The organism is Aggregatibacter sp. (genome assembly GCF_057314075.1).
In genome coordinates this window covers 1-16,425 of the sequence record NZ_DBHLAR010000005.1, presented here as the reverse complement: position 1 = coordinate 16,425, position 16,425 = coordinate 1, and the positions used below count along the sequence as shown (strand labels likewise).

The 16,425-nt window shown below is 42.3% G+C and carries 13 protein-coding genes, 2 tRNA genes and 1 pseudogene; 10 read left to right on the top strand and 6 right to left on the bottom strand.

What is annotated here, in order from left to right; all coding sequences use genetic code 11:
* Positions 1 to 4 precede the first annotated feature (4 nt).
* Together ACO5E4_RS03515 and ACO5E4_RS03510 are read left to right on the top strand one after the other, a co-directional pair.
* Complete coding sequence (locus ACO5E4_RS03515; protein WP_485862086.1) at positions 5 to 340, top strand: hypothetical protein; 336 nt, start codon at positions 5 to 7, stop codon at positions 338 to 340.
* Positions 327 to 1,574, top strand: a complete 1,248-nt coding sequence (locus tag ACO5E4_RS03510; protein ID WP_485862085.1) for a hypothetical protein — start codon at positions 327 to 329, stop codon at positions 1,572 to 1,574. The genes ACO5E4_RS03515 and ACO5E4_RS03510 overlap by 14 nt, the downstream gene beginning before the upstream one ends.
* A 221-nt stretch (positions 1,575 to 1,795) precedes the next feature.
* Here the strand turns inward: ACO5E4_RS03510 and ACO5E4_RS03505 are convergent, their stop codons facing one another.
* Positions 1,796 to 1,978 (bottom strand): hypothetical protein, encoded by a 183-nt coding sequence (locus tag ACO5E4_RS03505; protein WP_442539264.1) that lies wholly within the window; start codon positions 1,976 to 1,978, stop codon positions 1,796 to 1,798.
* A 424-nt stretch (positions 1,979 to 2,402) separates the two neighbouring features.
* On the opposite strand from ACO5E4_RS03505, the gene uvrB reads away from it, so the two are divergent.
* A complete protein-coding gene (uvrB, locus tag ACO5E4_RS03500; protein ID WP_314402426.1) occupies positions 2,403 to 4,445 on the top strand; it encodes an excinuclease ABC subunit UvrB in 2,043 nt (680 codons plus the stop codon).
* 78 nt (positions 4,446 to 4,523) lie between these two features.
* Here uvrB and ACO5E4_RS03495 read toward each other — a convergent pair whose 3' ends face one another.
* The 4 genes from ACO5E4_RS03495 to manA all read right to left on the bottom strand — a co-directional run bounded on the left by ACO5E4_RS03495 (position 4,524) and on the right by manA (position 9,698).
* Positions 4,524 to 5,909: a Do family serine endopeptidase gene (locus ACO5E4_RS03495; protein ID WP_485862084.1), complete on the bottom strand. Its 1,386-nt coding sequence runs from the start codon at positions 5,907 to 5,909 to the stop codon at positions 4,524 to 4,526.
* A gap of 185 nt (positions 5,910 to 6,094) precedes the next feature.
* Entirely contained in the window at positions 6,095 to 6,502 is a 408-nt protein-coding gene (locus ACO5E4_RS03490; protein ID WP_485862083.1) for a Z-ring associated ZapG family protein, read from the bottom strand.
* A gap of 155 nt (positions 6,503 to 6,657) precedes the next feature.
* Entirely contained in the window at positions 6,658 to 8,421 is a 1,764-nt protein-coding gene (ycaO, locus tag ACO5E4_RS03485) for a 30S ribosomal protein S12 methylthiotransferase accessory factor YcaO (RefSeq protein ID WP_485862082.1), read from the bottom strand.
* Positions 8,422 to 8,495: 74 nt separating this feature from the next.
* The gene (manA, locus tag ACO5E4_RS03480; protein WP_485862253.1) at positions 8,496 to 9,698 is read right to left on the bottom strand and encodes a mannose-6-phosphate isomerase, class I; all 1,203 of its coding nucleotides are present in this window, start codon (positions 9,696 to 9,698) and stop codon (positions 8,496 to 8,498) included.
* A 123-nt stretch (positions 9,699 to 9,821) separates the two neighbouring features.
* Between manA and ACO5E4_RS03475 the strand changes: the two are divergent.
* Positions 9,822 to 9,887 (top strand): annotated as a pseudogene (locus tag ACO5E4_RS03475) (YegP family protein); the annotation flags it as partial.
* Between the two features lie 289 nt (positions 9,888 to 10,176).
* Positions 10,177 to 11,670 carry a PTS transporter subunit EIIC gene (locus ACO5E4_RS03470; protein ID WP_485862081.1) on the top strand — a complete coding sequence of 498 codons (1,494 nt, stop codon included), beginning with the start codon at positions 10,177 to 10,179 and terminating at the stop codon, positions 11,668 to 11,670.
* 70 nt (positions 11,671 to 11,740) lie between these two features.
* Here the strand turns inward: ACO5E4_RS03470 and ACO5E4_RS03465 are convergent, their stop codons facing one another.
* Entirely contained in the window at positions 11,741 to 12,436 is a 696-nt protein-coding gene (locus ACO5E4_RS03465; RefSeq protein ID WP_485862252.1) for a class I SAM-dependent methyltransferase, read from the bottom strand.
* A gap of 20 nt (positions 12,437 to 12,456) precedes the next feature.
* On the opposite strand from ACO5E4_RS03465, the gene gloB reads away from it, so the two are divergent.
* The 5 genes from gloB (at position 12,457) to ACO5E4_RS03440 (ending at position 16,350) form a co-directional block, all read left to right on the top strand.
* Positions 12,457 to 13,158, top strand: a complete 702-nt coding sequence (gloB, locus tag ACO5E4_RS03460; protein WP_485862080.1) for a hydroxyacylglutathione hydrolase — start codon at positions 12,457 to 12,459, stop codon at positions 13,156 to 13,158.
* 187 nt (positions 13,159 to 13,345) lie between these two features.
* On the top strand, positions 13,346 to 14,650 hold the full coding sequence (gene hemA / locus ACO5E4_RS03455) for a glutamyl-tRNA reductase (RefSeq protein WP_485862079.1): 1,305 nt from the start codon (positions 13,346 to 13,348) through the stop codon (positions 14,648 to 14,650).
* A gap of 61 nt (positions 14,651 to 14,711) precedes the next feature.
* Positions 14,712 to 15,935 carry an ROK family protein gene (locus ACO5E4_RS03450; protein ID WP_485862078.1) on the top strand — a complete coding sequence of 408 codons (1,224 nt, stop codon included), beginning with the start codon at positions 14,712 to 14,714 and terminating at the stop codon, positions 15,933 to 15,935.
* A 248-nt stretch (positions 15,936 to 16,183) separates the two neighbouring features.
* Positions 16,184 to 16,260 (top strand) — tRNA-Met (locus tag ACO5E4_RS03445).
* Positions 16,261 to 16,265: 5 nt separating this feature from the next.
* Positions 16,266 to 16,350: transfer RNA gene (locus ACO5E4_RS03440), tRNA-Leu, on the top strand.
* The last annotated feature ends 75 nt before the right edge of the window (positions 16,351 to 16,425 follow it).

Genomic DNA, 16,425 nt, shown 5'->3' with positions numbered 1-16,425 from the left:
GGTAATGAAATTGATTGATTATGCATTACAAACATTCGATACGAAAGGGAATGTTGTATTTGATAGCCGTGGGGTTGTTAGCAATATAACTCTTGTTGGGGCGGTAGATATTTTAAGACCTGATGGGGAAGTTGTTATCAATGATTTACCTTATAACAAGAATTTGTTCTATTTTGTTAGTAGAAATATGTTGTCTAATGACTCTTTATTGGTTCAGTTTTATCCAATCTATGATGAACAAAAAAAAGTAAAAGGATTTTTCTGGAATACTGATGATGCGACTGGTTTTGATACGCGTAACAACTATTCTTCTTTGAGGGTTTTCTATGGGTACTACTAAATATGGAATATTTGGCGATTTTAATGCTTCAAATGAAGATTTTATATTGCCAAAATGTATTGCTGTGGTGGATGTTATACAAACACGAACAACAGGAGCGATTGGTGGCACTTGTCCGACCTATATCTATTGCGCACCACATTTACATAGTCCAGCCCCAGAAGCAAGGTTAAGAAGAAACCTGCTTTTTGAATATATTAGTGAGTATCCAGGCGATTTAGATGGGGATAACCCAGTTAAAAAGATCCCTTTCGCTTTCCCATTTTCTTACCGCCGTCCTCATAGGCGTATTTTAGATGAAACGGAAGTACAGAGATATGAGATAGAGTTTAATGCGTTTTATATGGGGGTAATGATAGCAACGGGTTATATTCCGAGATCGAAAGAACAAAAGATGGTTTCTGAGCCTAATAAATTACCTAGCATAGGACAGATGATAGAAGCATATACCAATCCAAAAGATTGCACCCATATTGGCATTGGTTATCGTAATATGTCTAATCCCGACACATTTGTCGGGGTGGAGTATAGAGGTGGTGGGAGACAATCCAATACAGGAGATTTGTCTATATCCGTTATCAATATGACTCGAAGTAATACTGTAATTCCATTTAAAGTTCGCCTATATATCTATGATTTGTCGGGACTTGGAACAAAGAGCTTTATGTTTAATTTATTCCAACAACGCGATGAATATTCTGATAATTTCAATGCGTATGGAATGGAAGTTTATAAATATGAGTTATCCAATAAAGATGCTGGAATTTATCGTGACATAAATCAGAACGATTTGGATAGCGGGAGGGTCTTGGCGTTTGAAAGTGCTGCTCATTATATGAAGATTGCTGGGTCTTTAGATTTAAGGGAAGATATTAGCCATTATAAAGGCGCGAATAATATCCATATTGCAGGGCAAAGCAGAGGAATTGAGTTACAACTGAAAGACAAGAACGGTAAAAATAATGGGTTGGCACGAAGAGTTGAGCAGATACCTTTTAACCTGAATGAAAGCGCATTGTTTGTCTATAATTACACAGCACCATTCACGGAATTAAATGATTATCATCTGTATGACGAAGCATTGCCAGCTTATGCCTATAAGGTAGGTCGGGATAATGCATTTGATTTTACTAGTTTAAAAATTCTTAGAGGTGTGTATGGACCAATTATCACACAGCTACCTAAGTTAATTAGTTTTGCAAATGTAAAAAGTATTGATGACTTTATTGCGTGAAATACCTAAAAATCCACCGCGCTTTTCGTAAGGATTGTGCGGTTTTCTTTTATCCAAAATCAGGAGCAATCCAATGAAATTTATTGAAAAAAATTAATTGAGCCGCAGCCGGAGGGATTTGTGCCGGAAACTTATTACGGTTATGTAAACCCTTACACTTACGCAGAGGCAGCAAAATTAAAGACCAATAAATAATAAAAGCGGGGGTTATCCCCGCTATTTCAACTCTCTACGTTCCTTATCAAAAATTCCGCTATAAGCTCGTCTAATATCTCTCGCTCGTCTTGATTGCCAGCAATCAGCTCTAAATCATCATCTACATAAGATAACAAGATTTCTGCGCCAAATATATTAATGATTGGATGATTCAAAGATGATAACCAAGTTTCAAATTGTTTTTTCATTTGCTATTACTCCTATGTTTTGTTAGCGGACATAGAGTAGGGAAGATTAAAAGTGCGGTGAATTTTGTTGATGATATTTTGCGATCTGCTTCGCAAAAATAAAAAATAGGCGGGCAAAAAGTGAGGGGTTTTATATCATGCTTATCCTTTATTTTGTGGTAAGCAAAAGCCCTGTAACATTACTTAAATAACAGGTTATCCACAGGGCTTATTCGTTCCGAAAGAAAATTAGCGCATATTGATTTATAAAGAAAATTTCATAGTGAAATCACAATCATTTCGGAACATAAAATCGCGCTAAAAGCCGTTAAATAAACATCGCTTTTATAATGTGTAAAACTTCATTTTTTACTACTCAATGTGGTGTGAGAAATATGCTAAAATGCGTGGCATTTAGAAATACCGTAAAAATTGACCGCACTTTATGTCTGAGAAAATTAACACCAAGCCATTTATTCTTCATTCCGATTTCAAACCTTCCGGCGATCAGCCACAAGCCATTGCCAAACTCGCCGAAAATTTAGAAGACGGGTTAGCGCACCAAACCTTACTGGGCGTTACCGGTTCCGGAAAAACCTTTACCATTGCCAATGTGATAGCAAAGTTAAACCGACCGGCTATGTTGCTTGCCCCAAACAAAACCCTCGCAGCACAGCTTTACGCGGAAATGAAAGCCTTTTTTCCGGAAAATGCGGTGGAATATTTCGTTTCTTACTATGACTATTACCAGCCGGAAGCCTATGTGCCGAGCAGTGACACCTTCATTGAAAAAGATGCGTCTATTAACGATCAAATCGAGCAGATGCGTTTGTCCGCCACCAAATCTTTTTTGGAACGGCGAGACACTATCGTGGTTGCCTCGGTTTCCGCTATTTATGGTTTGGGCGACCCGGATTCTTACTTGCAAATGATGTTGCACTTGCAACAAGGGGCAATCATCAATCAGCGTCAGATTTTGGCGAAGTTAGCAGAATTGCAATATACGCGTAACGATCAGGCATTTCAGCGCGGTACGTTTCGTGTGCGCGGGGAGATTATCGATATTTTCCCGGCAGAATCCGATGAGCGCGCCGTACGCATTGAATTATTTGATGATGAAATTGAGCGTTTAAGCTTATTCGATCCACTCACCGGAAGCAGCTTTGGTGCCGTGCCACGTTTTACCGTGTATCCGAAAACGCACTACGTCACACCGCGCGAGCGCATTTTAGATGCCATTGAAAAAATCAAAGTGGAACTGGCGCAACGACGAGAATATTTCATTAAAGAGCATAAATTGTTGGAAGAACAACGCATTAGTCAACGTACTCAATTTGATATTGAAATGATGAATGAGCTGGGTTACTGCTCGGGGATTGAAAACTATTCACGTTATTTATCGGGCAGAAATGAAGGCGAACCGCCGCCAACCTTATTTGACTATATGCCGTCTGATGCGATTTTAATTATCGATGAATCTCACGTCACTGTGCCGCAAATAGGCGGAATGTATCGTGGCGACCGTTCCCGTAAAGAAACGTTGGTGGAATATGGTTTCCGTTTACCTTCCGCGTTGGATAACCGTCCGTTGCGTTTTGAGGAATTTGAGCGCTTGGCTCCGCAAACCATCTATGTTTCAGCGACACCGGGGCCTTATGAGTTAGAAAAATCAGGAGCTGAAATTATCGATCAGGTTGTGCGTCCAACAGGCTTGTTGGATCCACAAATTGAAATTCGTCCGGTATCCATTCAAGTGGATGATTTGCTTTCTGAAGCGCGTCAAAGAGCGGATAAAAACGAGCGTGTTTTAGTGACGACGTTGACCAAAAAAATGGCGGAAGATTTAACGGATTATTTAGATGAACATGGGATTCGCGTGCGTTATTTGCACTCCGACATTGATACGGTGGAGCGTGTGGAAATTATCCGTGATTTGCGCTTAGGCGAATTTGATGTGTTGGTCGGAATTAACTTATTACGGGAAGGCTTGGATATTCCCGAAGTGTCCCTCGTGGCGATTTTAGATGCAGATAAAGAGGGCTTTTTACGCTCCGAACGTTCTTTAATTCAAACCATCGGACGTGCCGCGCGAAACTTGAATGGTAAAGCGATTTTGTATGCGGACAGCATCACCAAGTCTATGGAAAAAGCCATTACGGAAACCAATCGCCGCCGTGAAAAACAAACGAAATACAATGAAGATCACGGCATTGTGCCACAGGCGTTAAATAAAAAAGTGGGCGAATTGTTAGATATCGGTCAGGGCGCCAATCAAAAAGCGAAAGCCAATAAACAACGCGGAAAAATGGTGGCAGAACCGACCGCACTTTATGCCGTGCCCACATCACCGAAAGAATATCAACAACAAATCAAGAAATTGGAACAGCAAATGTATAAGTTTGCACAAGATTTGGAATTTGAAAAAGCCGCCGCCGTACGTGATCAATTACAGCAATTACGGGAAAGTTTTATGTTATCCGGCGAGTAAAAGTGCGGTCATTTTTCTCAGTGTTTTTATAAAAAAAGGCGAAATTAATTCGCCTTTTTTGTTTTTAAGGTAGATGCTTTACTGCACTAACAAATAAAAATTGCTGTCACCACGGACGATATTTAACGCAATGGCAGATGGTTTACTGTCTAACGCTTTGCGCAATTGACCTAAGTTTTCGACTTTTTGGCGGTTAATGCCAATGATGACATCGCCATTTTTCAAACCACGTTGTTCTGCTAAAGAATTTGGTTTGATTTTTCCAATAGACACGCCTTTCACGCCTTTTTCATCGTAGTTATTCAATTCTGCGCCATCCAATGCCGGTAATAGGCTGTTGGCGGTGGTTTGGGTTTGCTCGTCTGATTGTAACGTAACTTTGGCGGTATTGGATTTGCCATCGCGTAAATAGGTCAGCTCAATTTGTTTACCTGCGCCGGAGGTAGCGATTTTGGCACGCATTTCCGCAAAGCTAGAAATCGCTTGTCCGTTCATGGCAGTGATGACATCACCGGCTTTTAAGCCGGCTTTATCGGCAGCAGAACCCGGCATTACTTCGCTTACGAAAGCACCTTTTTTCGCTTCGATATCAAAGGCTTGAGCTAAATCGGCATTTAATTCTCCGCCCTTGATACCTAACATACCGCGGCGAACTTCACCAAATTCAAGAATTTGTTGTATTAGATTGTTCGCCATGTTGCTCGGAATCGCAAACGCAATACCCGCATTGCCGCCACTTGGGGAGATAATGGCGGTATTAATACCAATGAGTTCTCCGTTTAAATTGACGAGCGGACCACCGGAGTTACCACGGTTTACTGCCGCATCGGTTTGAATATAGTTTTCGTATGTGCCGCTGTCAGAACCCATAGAGCGACCTAAAGCAGATACGATACCGGAGGTTACGGTTTGTCCTAAACCGAACGGGTTACCAATAGCAACCGTGAAATCGCCTACGCGTAATTTATCGGAATCGGCGAGTTTAAGTGCGGTCAAATTTTTCGGATTTTCTACTTGAATCAATGCCACATCAGACATTTCGTCAGCACCGATCACTTTCGCTTTAAATTCGCGGCCATCGTGTAATTGCACGGTAATTTTGTCGGCATCTTTAATCACGTGGTTGTTTGTTAAGACATACCCTTTTTCCGCATTAATAATGGCGCCGGAACCAATACCTTTGAAATTACGCGGTGCGCGATTGCGATCGAACATATCCGGACCAAAGAAAAATTTAAATTCTTCCGGAATATCATCATCCATTTGGGCAGTATTGTCTTTTTGTTTTCCTTCAACGGAAATAGAGACAACGGAAGGTAATACTTTTTCTAACATCGGTGCCAAGCTTGGGAGTTGTTGTCCCGCTATGATGGAAACAGGTGTTTCTGCTTGGCTCATCATTGGGGTTGTTAAAATGCTTAATCCGAGAGCAATACCGGTTAAAACAAAATGACGTTTTTTCATTAAATGTTCTCCAATCAAAAAATAAAAAACGAAATCTCAATGAGTTTCGGTGATGACTATGACAAATAAAATGGTTGAATGTTCTCAGTTTTTTTATTTAATTCATGAGGAAAAAAAAGTGCGGTGCGTTTTTTAAATAAATATAAAACAATAAAATGCCCTTCAATTGAAGGGCGTTTGTTGAATTATCTTTCCGCTTTGAATAAACCTGAAGAACCTTCGGAATAGTCTTTCGGTGGATCTTCCGTTTTAGACGGAGAAACGTTGCCTTTTTCATCCGGTAAACTATGTTGAAACAAGGTGCTGTCATTCAATTCAGGCAGTAGTTGAGTCGAGGAGCGAGCAAGATGTTGGTACAGTTTTTGATAATCTTGTGCGAGAGATTTCAACAAATCGGCGCTTTCCGCAAAATGTTTTTCCAATTGTTGTTTTTGGCTTTCTAATTGCTCTTTTGCAACACGCAATTCTGCTTCGGTTTTTACTTGTTTTTTAGCAGACTCTTTTATGAGTCGTAACAAGAAATAACCAATAATAAAACCAAGCACCAAACCGATTAACGCGGCTTGCCACATTTCAGCTGTCCAAGTTTGCATAAATAACCTCCTCTAATTTATGTGAAACATTGGTTAAATCATAGCTTGAACCGCTTTCTATTTCTATGTGTTAGATCACAGAACGAAAATTTTTCGGAAAATAAAAGGGCGAATATTTTTCGCCCTTCAAAAACATTTTTTTAAATAACCGCACTTTACTGCCAATTTTCACGTTTTGCCTTTTGCAATTTCGCATAAGCCGCCAATAATTTTTGATGTTCGCTAAAGTTTGCAAGGGTTTCATCACTGGCTGGCAGGTTATAGAACGGATTGCCACCTTGAATCGCGCTCCACGCAAATGCAACAGCCTCTTTGCCATACATTTTTTCGAACACCATGCGATATTGCTGCGGATCACGTTGGCTATCCATAAACAATTCAAGGCTGCTGATTAAGCAACGATAATAGTTGGCACGTTCTGCCGTGAACACGGAACTGTTCATGTTATAGGCCCAGTTCGCCCAATCTAGTGCCATTTCCAAGTCGCCCAAGGCAAGATAAAGCATGGATTTTAATTCACCAATGCGCAAGGTTGTCCAACCACTGGCTTTTGGTGCCACGATGCCGATAAATTCACGCACGCGGGTAGCATCATCAATGCCTTGCTCATCCAGTTCATCCAATAATTCTTGGTAGGTTTCTGGGGCGTGGTGGAAGTGCGGTAAATCTAACAGGATTTCGCGCCAGTCCATGCCCATGTTGCTGTTGGCGTAAATTAAGTCGTCTGCCGGATAAATATCGGACATGCCCGGCACGATAATGCGGCAGGCATAAACACCTAAATGGTTATAGTCCATGATGTAAACGTCTTTCTTTTCTGCACGGAAAATCGCCATCAGATTGTCGTATTCTTCATGGGTATCTTTGCCGGAGAAATTCCAATCGGCGAACTCATAATCCGGTGTTTCTTTGAATAAATCCCATGAAATTAAACCGCTGGAATCAATAAAATGGGTTTCCAAATTGGCGTGTTCGGCAACATCGTCATTGTTGAAGGATGGCGGAGAAAAAACATCCAAATCTTTTAAGCTACGACCTTGCAGCAGTTCAGTCACGGTGCGCTCTAACGCCACTTGGAATTTTGGATGTGCCCCGAAAGAGGCAAAGCAAGTGCCGTTGGTTGGATTAAGCAAAATGACGCAAATCACCGGGTATTTTCCACCAAGAGAAGCATCATATGCCAAAATCGGGAAGCCTTCCTGTTCCAGCTTGTCAATCGCGGCTTGAATCGATGGATAACGTGCCATCACCTCTTGCGGAATTAATGGCAAACTAATGGCTTCTGCGATGATTTTATTTTTCACATAGCGCTCAAACACTTCCGATAATCCCTGCACGCGCGCTTCAAATTGGCTGTTTCCGGCGGACATCCCATTGGAGACGTAGAGATTAGAAATGATGCTTTGTGGAATATAAACCGTTTGCTGGTCTGATTGACGCACATAAGGCAAAGCAACAATGCCACGCTCATAGTTGCCTGATTGCAAATCTACCAAAAGTTCTGGTGTCAGCTCCTGATTTGGATCGAAATGTTCGAATAAACGATCGTCTAAAATGCCTTGTGGCAACAACGCCTCGTCTTCAATCGGAAACCATTTTTCGTTCGGATAGTGCACAAAATCGCCATTGGCAATGTCTTGTCCTAAATAGAAATCCGTCCAGAAATAGTTAGTGGAAAGACGTTCAAAATATTCGCCGAGTGCTGATGCTAATGCGGCTTTCTTACTGGCGCCTTTGCCGTTAGAGAAACACTGTGGGCAGTCTTTATCACGGATGTGTACCGACCACACGTTCGGCACCGGGTTTAACCACGAGGCTTCTTCAATATTAAAGCCAAGTGCGGTCAGTTTTTGCTGGAATTTTTCAATACTTTCCTCAAGAGCGGCATCTTTGCCGGGAATAAACGTTTGTTGAGTCATTGTTGTTCCTATTTTTGTGATGTAATCAGAGGTCATAAAAATCGTTGTTAAGTATTTCTTTCATGAAAACGATGTTAAATCGGTAATCCGGCCAGCACGGCATAGCCTTCTTGCATGCCATGCACGCGATAGTCTGTGTCAGCTTCAATAAACGCCGCTTGTCCTTGTTTTAAAGTGAGTTTTTGTTGTGTGGCTTCCAATGTCATTTCGCCTGCCATGACTAAGAGAATCGTGCCGTTTAAAGTGCGGTCGGAAATTTCGGTGTTTTTAGCATAAGGCATATTGCTCAAAGCAAAATCGGCAATGGGCGTCGGGTAGATGTAAACCTGATTTTGAGGTGCCGGCGCGATGATTTGAGGGTCGATTTCGCTACAATCAATGATTTTCAGCAATTGTTCGATATCAACGTGTTTCGGCGTTAAACCGCCACGGATCACGTTGTCGGAACAGGCCATTAGTTCAATATTTTGTCCGCGTAAATAAGCGTGCGGCACGCCGGCGGCTTGGAAAATCCCTTCGCCAACCTGCAAATTCACAATATTGAACAGGTAGAAACTCATTAAGCCGGCATCTAACCGGTCTCGGGAAATCTTCATGGCGTGTAATGTGTAAAGCACCCAGTAATCCGGATTTTGCATGGCAAGCTGGTTTTGCTCGTAAGCCTTTTGTTGCGCATCAATGATCGGCAACAGCCATTGTGCCAGCTGTTCCTGTTTTGCCAACATAATATCCGCATAAAAATCCGCTAAACTCTGTGAGGCCAATTTTGTTGCCAGTTCCGCAAGTGATGGGCGTTGGCGTAGCGTATCAAGAATGTCGGCTCTGCATTTAAAACCATGTAAAAGCCAAAAATCGGACAAAGCAATCATCATTTCCGGCTTATGGTTATCATCTTTATAAGTGCGTTTAGGATCGTTCAACGCAATGCCTGCTGCATTTTCTTGCGCAAAGCCAATTTCAGCTTGTTCTTTGGTTGGGTGTAACTGAATAGAAAGGGGATTCGCAACGTCTAAAATTTTCAGTAAATAAGGCAAATTGTTACCCAATAATTGACGGTTTTGACGACCAAGTGCGGTGGGATTTTGTTGTAAAAAATCCAGTAACGACAGTTCGCCATCGGCGGTGATTAACTGTGATGGCGAAGAAGGGTGTGAGCCAAGCCAATATTCGGCATAATGCGCTTGCGTTTTTGTAATATGCAAGAAGTCCGGAAGATACTGGTTACCACCCCATGCGTAATATTGAAGACTCCCGTTCAGTGGATAAATGCCTGCCATCATGTGTTCTCGTTTAGCGTTGCTTTGCCTAAAATGAAGGCGGCATTTTAGCATATTCTTCCGCTTAACTGTTGCGATATACAGGCTTTTTTTTATACATTTAGTGACGCCTAAAATTTCTATTTAATCGCCACTAACGGACAAGAGCTCTTAACCAGCGAGCTTTACAAAACGAACGCGGCGGCGTAAAAAAGTATGCATATGTGATGAATAATCCCTCAACGGAAGATATTCCTGTTATTACGACATAATATACAAGAATAAATGAATATTATCGGCACTTCGGTGCTGATTTTTTATCTAAAACAGGGCGTTAATCAGAAAACAGGTTTTCTTTTTAAAATGCGATCTTCATCATATTTTTTACTGACGTATTGAAGTAATATTCCACAAAACACTTTGCCTTTGAATGGAATACACTAGGTTTGGCAAGTGGGCATTTGGACATAAACCATGTCGTAAATTAAGGAGAAAACTTATGTTTAAACAGCTTCAACAGGTCGGTAAGGCATTTATGTTGCCGATTGCCATTTTACCTGCAGCCGGTTTGCTACTAGGGATTGGTGGCGCACTATCTAATAAAGCCACCGTGCAAGCCTATCCATTATTGGATCATCCGGTTTTACAAGGCGTTTTTCAGATCATGTCAGCTGCCGGTTCGGTAGTGTTCGGTAATTTGGCATTATTGCTTTGTATCGGTTTGGGCATTGGTTTAGCCAAACGGGATAAAGGGGTTGCGGCGTTGGCGGCAACCGTCGGCTATTTGATCATGACCGGTACGATTGCGGCATTGATTCCGCTATTTTCACCAGAAACGAAAGGAATTGACACGGGCGTGATCGGTGCTTTGGTGATGGGGTTGATTACCGTCAAACTGCACAATAAATATCATAATATTCAATTGCCTCAAATTTTAGGTTTCTTCGGCGGTTCACGTTTTGTGCCGATTGTCACTTCCTTTGCGGCGATTTTTGTCGGTGCCATCTTCTTTTTAATTTGGCCGACATTTCAAAATTGGTTGTTGTCTGCCGGTGAACATATTGCTTCCATGGGTGCAATCGGAACATTCTTTTATGGCTTCCTTATGCGCTTATGTGGTGCGGTAGGTTTGCACCACATGATTTATCCTTTATTTTGGTACACTGAATTAGGCGGTACGGAAATTGTGAATGGTGAAACCATTGTTGGGGCGCAAAAAATCTTTTTTGCTCAATTGGCGGATCCGAATCACCAAGGTTTATTTACTGAAGGCACGCGTTTCTTTGCAGGCCGTTTTGACACGATGATGTTCGGTTTACCGGCAGCCTGTTTAGCCATGTATCACTGCGTGCCGAAAGCGCGCCGTAAAGCCATTGGCGGGTTATTCCTCGGTGCGGCGCTGACCTCTTTTATTACGGGGATCACCGAACCTATCGAATTTATGTTCTTATTTGTTGCGCCTTGGTTGTATGTTTTTCACGCCTTTTTAGACGGCGTTTCCTTCTATATTGCCGACATTTTGAATATTTCCATCGGTAACACGTTCTCCGGCGGATTTATTGACTTCCTGTTGTTTGGGATCTTACAAGGCAATGAAAATACCCACTGGTTTACGGTAATTTGGGTCGGCGTATGTTGGGCGGCGTTGTATTATTTCAGTTTCCGTTTCTTAATTACCCAATTTAATGTGATGACCCCGGGACGTGCAGAAGAGCAAGAAGACAACGTGGAACAACAAACCTCTTCTTTGACGGAAAACGCCCACGAGATCATCAATGCCCTAGGTAGCGCAGAGAATATTGAAAATGTGGATGCGTGCATTACCCGTTTACGGGTCGCGGTGAAAGACGTCAAATTAGTGGATAAACCACGCTTAAAAGCGTTAGGCGCCGTTGAAGTATTAGAAGTCGGTGGTGGCGTACAAGCAGTTTATGGGGCTAAAGCGGTATTATATAAAAGTGAGATTAACCAGATTTTAGGTAAAGAAGATTAATTTTTTCTTCGCTATGAATGTGAACGGTCAGAAATAGATTTATTTCTGACCGTTATTTTTTCTTCAAAGACTAGAGATCTTCCGCTTGTTTCAACGCTTCTGCCGGTTGTAAAAACGACGGGATTTTTGACCGCACTTTTTGCGGATTAAGCGTTAACGGGTAGGTGCGTTTTTGCGCCACGATAACCGTCAGCGGCGCAAACCAACCGGCGGTTTTAGTGGAAAGCGCTAAGTTCCGCTGTTCCAAAATATCAAAGTTGAGCAATTCCAACCAATCAATGATCCGCCAAAGGCAATAATGACGCGCGGGAAAGTCGCCTGTTTTTAATTTAAAAAAGAGGCCATTAAGCGGATTAAACACACTGAGGAACAAGTAGCCGTCATCGGTGAGTACGCGGTGGGTTTCGCGCAATACTTGGTGGGGATCTTGGACAAAATTTAACGTATTCGCCAACACACAAGCATTCAACTGCTGTTGAATAAAAGGGAGTTCGGTGAGCTTGGCTTGTATCACGGAATGATGATCGTTTAAAAGTGCGGTCAAATTTTCCGTGATTTTTTCGCTGAGGCTAATTTGGTGGCGCAAGGGCAAATCACATTGAATTTCTGCGCTAAGTTCGCCAATTTTCAGAATCTGATAACCACAAATTTTTGTAAACCAAGGGGCAAAATACGCATTTAATGCGTTACAATAAGCGCGCCCATTTGGCAATTCTAGCCAACCGTTGGGCATCGCCAGTGACTTTTCATATTTAGCACGCCACATCATGGTAACTCCGAGGTCCTATGTTAATTCCGATTCCTGCGTTAAACGATAATTATATTTGGCTTTATGCACGGGAAAATTTACCGTTGCTCATTGTTGATTTGCCCGAAACCGACAGTCTGTTTCATTTTCTGGAAGAACAACATTTTTCCGTTGAAGCGTTGTTGCTCACGCATAATCACGCAGATCATACGAACGGTGTTGCGGCGTTTAAACAACGTTTTCCACAAATCCCAATTTATGGTCCGGCAGAGTGCGCTGAACATGGGCTGACGCAGGTAGTGAATGAAGGCGACCTTACCACCGAACATTATCGAATTCAAGTATTGCCCAGCGGTGGGCATACGGCGCAGCATGTGAGTTATTGGGTGGATGGGCATTTGTTTTGTGGTGATGCCTTATTCTCCGCCGGTTGCGGACGGGTGTTTACCGGTGATTACGCGCAAATGTTCGCCACCATGCAGCGTTTTGCGGCGTTACCTGATGACACCATTGTTTGCCCGGGGCATGAATATACGTTAAGTAATTTAGCGTTTGTGCAAAGTGTTTGGGCAAACAAAAGTGCGGTGGAAAATCATCGCGTTTTGGTGGCGCAGTTACGGGCTGAAAATAAACCAAGCCTGCCCACCACGATCGGCTTGGAAAAACACATTAATCCGTTTTTAACAGCAACCAATTTGGCGCAATTTACCCAATTACGCCAAGCAAAAGATACGTTTTAGAAATTTGATGATTCGCAATAAAATTACAGATTAATGGCTTTTTTCTTGCGCTAATTTGCCCAAGCAGGGGCAATTCAGCTAGAATATAGCCCGTTTTTATGTCTATTTTTTCTATTTTAGTGGGATAAATGTTGCCGTATTTGTTGTGTCAACATAATAAAGTGCGGTCATTTTTCATGTATTTTTTATGACGATTTTAGTTCTTGGTATTAATCACAAAACCGCCTCTGTTGCCTTAAGGGAAAAAGTCGCTTTTTCTGACGAAAAACGTGCTTTTGCGTTGCGTCATATTCGGCAAATTGAATTAGCCGAAAGTGCGGTGATTTTATCCACTTGTAACCGAACTGAAGTTTATCTGCACAACAAAACCGTCCCGCCACAAGACACGCAACATTGGATTCGCCAAGCCATACAATGGTTTGCCGAAATTCATCAACTGGACTTAGCCGAGCTTCAGCGTTGCCTTTACACTTATGAAAACCTGCCGGCCGTCAATCATTTGATGGAAGTGGCGTGTGGTTTAGATTCATTGATTTTAGGTGAGCCGCAAATTTTGGGGCAAGTGAAGCAAGCTTACCAAATGAGCGAGCAGCACTATCAACAAGAACAGCAAGCCATTTCCGGCGAATTATCCCGTTTATTTCAAAAAACATTTTCCACGGCAAAACGCGTGCGTACGGAAACCAATATTGGTGAAAGTGCGGTATCTGTGGCATACGCTGCTTGCAGTTTAGCGCGCCAAATTTTTGAATCGCTGAGCGAATTAACCATTTTATTAGTAGGTGCAGGGGAAACCATTGAATTGGTTTGTCGTCATTTATTGCGTCACGGCGTAAAAAACATGGTGATTTCCAACCGCACTTTAACCCGCGCCGAAGCCCTCGTGGAGAAATTGGATACAACAGCGAATATTCAAATCCTGCCATTAGAACAGTTACAGCAGGGCTTAGATCAAGCGGATATTGTGATTAGCTCTACCGGTAGTCCGCATATTTTGATAAGCCGCAACATGGTTGAAAAGGCGCAAATCATGCGCCGCTATCGTCCGATGCTGTTGGTGGATATTGCCGTGCCGCGTGACATTGAAGAAAGTGCGGCAGAATTAGACAGTGTTTATCATTATACGGTGGATGATTTACAAAATATCATTCAGCATAATTTAAGCCAACGGGAACAAGCCTCTGAGCAGGCAAAGGAAATTATTCAGGCAGAATGCGCGGATTTCTTTGCATGGTTGAAGGTCCATCAGTTTTCTAATTTGATTCGTCGCTATCGGGAAGAGGCGGAGTTGACTCGCCAAGATTTACTGGAAAAAGCGATCGCTTCCTTACAACAAGGCGAAGAGGCGGAACAAGTGCTACAAGAATTAAGTTATAAATTAATGAATAAATTAATTCATGCGCCGACAAAAGCCATGCAAACCATGGTGAAAAACGGTAATGCGGTGGGTCTGCAAACCTTTTCCAAAGCCTTAGGCATGGACGATGAATAGTCGTTCCGAATGTGTTTAAATGCCGTTTAAATCACTCAACTTACTTTTGCGGGAGAAAAAAATGCGAGAAAGTCCTCAAATCGCGAACGTTGATTTAGTGAAACAAATGAATAGCGCAGTGGTGTATAAGCTTATCGATCAGAAAGGCCCGATTTCCCGTATTCAAATTTCTGAAATGAGCCAACTTGCTCCGGCCAGTGTGACTAAAATTACCCGCCATTTACTTGCTCGCGGTTTAATTAAAGAAGTAGAACAACAAGAATCGACCGGTGGGCGTCGGGCAACCTCGATTGTGGCAGAGCATAAACATTTTCGTGCGATTTTAGTGGGTATCGGGCGGGAACATTTAACTTTAGCCATTATGGATTTATCCGCTAAATTAGTGAATAAATCCGTCTTTACGCTTGAGAATTATCCTACGCCACAAGCATTTGAACAGTTTTTATTTCAACGCTTGGATGAATTTATTCAAGAAAACCAAAAACGTGGCAGTGAATTTATTGCGATTGGTATCACGGTTCCCGGCTTTGTGGATACGAAAAGCAACATGATTGAACAGGTTCCGCACTTTGAATTAACTGCGCCTTGGGACTTGGCAAATCACGTTGCCGAACGTTTCAATTTACCTACCTATATCGGACATGATGTGCGTAGTTTAGCCCTTGCGGAGCATTATTTTGGTGTAACCAAAGATTGTTACGATTCGTTGCTATTGCGTATTCATCGCGGTGTTGGTGCGGGAATTGTGATTAATCACGAACTCTTTTCCGGCTATAAAAAGAATGTGGGCGAAATTGGGCATATTCAGGTGGATCCGTTAGGAAAACGTTGTATGTGCGGTAATGTGGGTTGCTTGGAAACGGTGGTCAGCAATTCGGCGATTGAAAATAAAATGTCGGAGCTATTGGAAGATGGTTACCAAAGTAAATGGCTTTCTTTAGAAGCTCATGACATTGAAGCCATTTGCAAAGCCAGCAATAAGCAAGATGCGGTAGCCACAGAACTCATCGAACACGTTGGTACGCAAATCGGGCGTGTGTTGGCAATGAGCGTAAATATGTTTAATCCGGAAAAAATCGTGATTTCCGGTGAAATTACGCAGGCAAAAAACGTCTTATTTGCGGCTATTCGTCGCACGTTGGAAAGCCATGCCTTACCGGCGTTTGTTCAAAACACGCCATTAGTCGCATCAGAGCTCACCAATGAAGATGTGATAGGGGCGTTTGCCTTAGTGAAACGTGCGTTGTTTGACGGCAGTTTATTGCGTCGTTTAATTGAAGAATAAGTTTTCGAGATGAAAGTGCGGTCTTCAAAGTGCGGTCTTCAAAAAGAATATTTTTGAGTGCCGGAGCGACTAAAAGTGATCGAGATTGAGTGAGGTGTAAACTAAGCGTTGAATAAAATTAATGCGATTTGTTTAATCTCTATTCGAATGATCTAATTTTATTTATTTTCCCAAAAAAATGGTTGACGAGTAGGGGCAATATCCGCATAATACGCCCCGCAAAGTCAATGAGATGATTGTAAATAAATGGCTATGTAGCTCAGTTGGTTAGAGCACAACACTCATAATGTTGGGGTCACAGGTTCGAATCCCGTCATAGCCACCATATTTGCGGGACTGGCGAAATTGGTAGACGCACCGGATTTAGGTTCCGGCGCCGCGAGGTGTGTGGGTTCAAGTCCCTCGTCCCGCACCATTTATTTCATTGATATCAATATAGTAGTTGGGGTATCGCCAAGCGGTAAGGCACCGGGTTTTGATCTCGGCATCC